The 3,431-nt window shown below is 42.3% G+C and carries 5 protein-coding genes; 4 read left to right on the top strand and 1 reads right to left on the bottom strand.

The genetic code is table 11. The annotated features are described in order from the left end of the window. Nucleotides 1–157: 157 nt before the first annotated feature. The 3 genes from PX481_RS18710 to PX481_RS18700 all read left to right on the top strand — a co-directional run bounded on the left by PX481_RS18710 (nucleotide 158) and on the right by PX481_RS18700 (nucleotide 1,871). On the top strand, nucleotides 158–457 hold the full coding sequence (locus tag PX481_RS18710; protein WP_123230361.1) for a type II toxin-antitoxin system RelE/ParE family toxin: 300 nt from the start codon (nucleotides 158–160) through the stop codon (nucleotides 455–457). A gap of 15 nt (nucleotides 458–472) precedes the next feature. Beyond that, on the top strand, nucleotides 473–808 hold the full coding sequence (locus PX481_RS18705) for a HigA family addiction module antitoxin (protein WP_123230360.1): 336 nt from the start codon (nucleotides 473–475) through the stop codon (nucleotides 806–808). A gap of 196 nt (nucleotides 809–1,004) precedes the next feature. Further along, nucleotides 1,005–1,871, top strand: a complete 867-nt coding sequence (locus PX481_RS18700) for a tyrosine-type recombinase/integrase (RefSeq protein ID WP_288024928.1) — start codon at nucleotides 1,005–1,007, stop codon at nucleotides 1,869–1,871. Nucleotides 1,872–1,915: 44 nt separating this feature from the next. On the opposite strand, the gene PX481_RS18695 is transcribed toward PX481_RS18700, so the two are convergent. Further along, nucleotides 1,916–2,158, bottom strand: a complete 243-nt coding sequence (locus tag PX481_RS18695; protein ID WP_288024931.1) for a hypothetical protein — start codon at nucleotides 2,156–2,158, stop codon at nucleotides 1,916–1,918. A gap of 238 nt (nucleotides 2,159–2,396) precedes the next feature. On the opposite strand from PX481_RS18695, the gene PX481_RS18690 reads away from it, so the two are divergent. Then, nucleotides 2,397–3,284 (top strand): hypothetical protein, encoded by an 888-nt coding sequence (locus PX481_RS18690; RefSeq protein ID WP_288095402.1) that lies wholly within the window; start codon nucleotides 2,397–2,399, stop codon nucleotides 3,282–3,284. Nucleotides 3,285–3,431: the final 147 nt, after the last annotated feature.

Below are 3,431 nucleotides of genomic sequence, written 5' to 3'. Positions count from 1 at the left end.
CTATATAAGGGTTCCATCCCTTATAACCCCCGTCCATTGCATAACAATTACCGAAGAGCCTTTTATGTATTATACTTCTTAATTTTTTATTTGGGTAATTAATTTTGCATGACTACTTAGCGAACGTCTAACATGAAAAACGTGCTACCGTGTTATTATGATAGTCTCATTCAGGAATACAGCTACTAAAAATATTTTCAATGGTGAGGATACCAAAAAAGCACGGAAAACCTGCCCTAGAAATTTATGGAACGTGGTGCGACGGAAACTGGATTTAGTCGATTCGGCAACTTCGCTAGATGACCTACGCATTCCACCCAACAATTGTTTGGAAGTTTTAGTCGGTGATCGGCAAGGTCAGCATAGCATCCGAATCAATGATCAGTACCGTATCTGTTTTATCTGGACTATAAACGGTCCAGATAATGTTGAAGTCGTTGATTATCATTCCAGTTAAAAAAGGAGTATAAACATGGTTCGCACACCCACCCATAGAAGACCCACCCATCCGGGTGAAATGCTGAACGAGGAATTTTTGAAGCCGATGGGCATCACACAGAGTCAACTCGCTGATGCGATTGGGGTTCCTTACCAGCGAATTAATGAAATTGTCAACCGTCGCCGGGGGATTACCCCTAGCACCGCTTTAAGACTTGCTAAATACTTCCAAGTCTCTCCTGATTTTTGGTTGAATCTTCAAACCCGATTGGATTTGTTTGACACTAAACAGAAAGAGGGGGAACAAATCGAGAAAATTCTTCCGCCCGCTACAAGAGTAATTACAAGCAAGCCTATTGGAGTCGGATAAAACGAAAAACTTGTATCGCATCTCAAAGAGAAGCTTCACTCAGTTGAGAATGCTTTGGGTTCTTAACAATTCTTAATGTTTCGATAATAAACCTTTTCGCAAGATGAACAGTAACCTTGTACCACTTAACTCCAAAGTTTCTCACTTAACCCTGGTTCCCCCTAACACCGATTGGGAGAGGGTTTTAGGTGATTGGTTGAATACTAAGCGAAGCAATCACACGCGGCGTGTGTACCAAAAAGATATTGATAATTTTCTCGCTGATCTGGGTACGGAATTGGGAAAATTCCTATCACTTGATCGCCATGGTGCTTATGCCCTAGTTTCCCGCTATAAAGGGGATTTACTCCAAAAGGGGTTAAAATCAGCAACGATTAACCGACGGTTAGCCGCTATCAAGTCATTAGTCTGTTTTGCTTATAATTGCGGTCACTGTGAATTTATGTTAGAAGCGGTCAAGGGTGAGAAGCTGTCAGCTTATAGAGATACTTCCGGGGTTGACCCGGAGACATTCAAGCGAGTGCTAGGGGGGATTGACCGGGGAACATTAAAAGGTATCCGTGATTATGCCCTCTTGATGCTTCTTTGGAGTAATGCCCTAAGACGGTCCGAAGTGTCAAAAGCCAATATCGCTGACTTTGACCCGGTAGCTAAAACCCTGAGAATTTACGGTAAGGGTAGGGGGAATCAATCAGAGATTGTCTCTCTTGGCAGTGGCACGGTCACGGCGATTGAGTCTTGGCTGTCAGCAAGGGGTGAGACTAACCCCGATAAGGCCCTGTTTTGTTCTGTGAATGCCGGATACCGGGACGGCCGCCTATGCACTCAAGCTATCTACAATATTGTTAAAGAACGCTGTCAGGATGCCGGCATAACTAAAACTATGTCACCCCATAGGGTACGCCATAGCAGTATCACCGCCGCGCTTGAGGCTACCGGGGGGGATGTTAGGAGGGTCCAGAAGTTATCGAGGCACTCTAGCTTGAATACCCTTTTAATTTATGACGATAACCGTAAAAATCATCAGGGAGAGGTGACAGATATTTTAGATAGTCTAATTTAACCCAAAAAAAGACGGGTTAACCCGTCTTTTTGTAGTTAATAATTTTAACTAACTAAAGCATCCAAGACCCCAACGATAAAACCAGAATAACTAGAGTATTTACTCGCTTCGATGCTTACGCTTTCTTGATATTTCTTGGGTAGTATATTGGCAAGATCGTGGACTAAAACCCGCTCCCAATCGCCAGATACAGCCTTTGATAGTTCGGTTAGGTTTTCCCAATCACTATCACTCAGCGTTAGGGTTTTGCCGAAAAGACAACCCTGATTATATGCTGTTTTGGTCATTTTTTATGCTTAATAATTGTGGCATGATCGCAATCAGTTAGCTCTCTGAGTGATTGCCTATCTTCTACCCAGCCAGACCCTAATTTTTTAATGACCCAATATTATCATAGTTTTGTTTGCCGTAAACAGAAAATCAGTTAGCGGTATGACACTTCTCAAAGTGTCCATCTTGGCTAGACAGTGACTATACAATTGGCTATCCTATGAATAGACAGATAGACAAAAAGGATAGACAACTATGGCACGCGATAAACTAATCACAATCAGGATCGAAGGGGACAAAAGACAAGCTTTTGGGGACTTGGCAAAATCCCACAACACTGATACGGCCTCACTTCTATATGATTTTATTAATCAATGCCTAGACGGTAGGATAGACATTAAGCTAGTCACGGGTAAGGGGAACCGGATAGACAAGATAGACAATCAGATAGACAGCAATCGGATAGACAAATTAGAGACGGATACTCAAAAGATAGACGAACGAGTAGGCAGTATAGCCAAAAAACTTAACGATTGGGTAGAGGCTTTTGATGATCGCCTAAATGATTGTGATCAAGGATTAACCAACAGAATGATCAGCTTGGAACACAGGCTAAATGCTCTCGCTTCTCAATTGGATAGTCAAAGAATAGACAGCGAGATAGACAGTATAGACACAGATAGTCAAAAGGATAGACAAGGGGAAAACCCCGATATGGGAACCGTTGCCACGGTTGAGACTGTTTATACCGTTGAGACTGCCATAAATACTGTAGAGGCTGTCACAGAAATAGATGAGTCTGTGGATGAATCAGGCAATTCCCCCCTTCCCAATCAGGAAAATGTAGAGACTGCTGATACTGTGGAACCAATCTCATTAATAGATGAACTGGTAACGGGATCGATCGGTCCCGTTCCGGGTGAAACTGACTCAATTGAATCAGTAACGGGTGAGGGTACAGTAAGCAACCGACAAGGCTTAACCAATGACCAATTAAGTAAAAAGATAGGCATACCAACCTCAACTATCGAAAAGTGGAAGGGGAAAATTCGCGAAGGGAAAGAAATCACGTCAACAAAATACCCTAAATTTTTTAAACAGTGGACACTTAATCTTGCTGATAGCCTTTGGTATGAAGTCTAATCACTTCGGTTCTTCGGTTTTTGTTATGCAATGGACGGGGGTTATAAGGGATGGAACCCTTATATAGAAAGGCATTTGGCGATTTTTGTCAATTATTTTTGATCTAGAGCGAACTAATCAATTAAGTCTCTTGCCAGATAAGGATTT

Source organism: Microcystis sp. M53603_WE2 (genome assembly GCF_030065435.1).
Note: the sequence above shows the minus strand (reverse complement) of the source record. Positions and strands in the feature narration are given on the sequence as shown.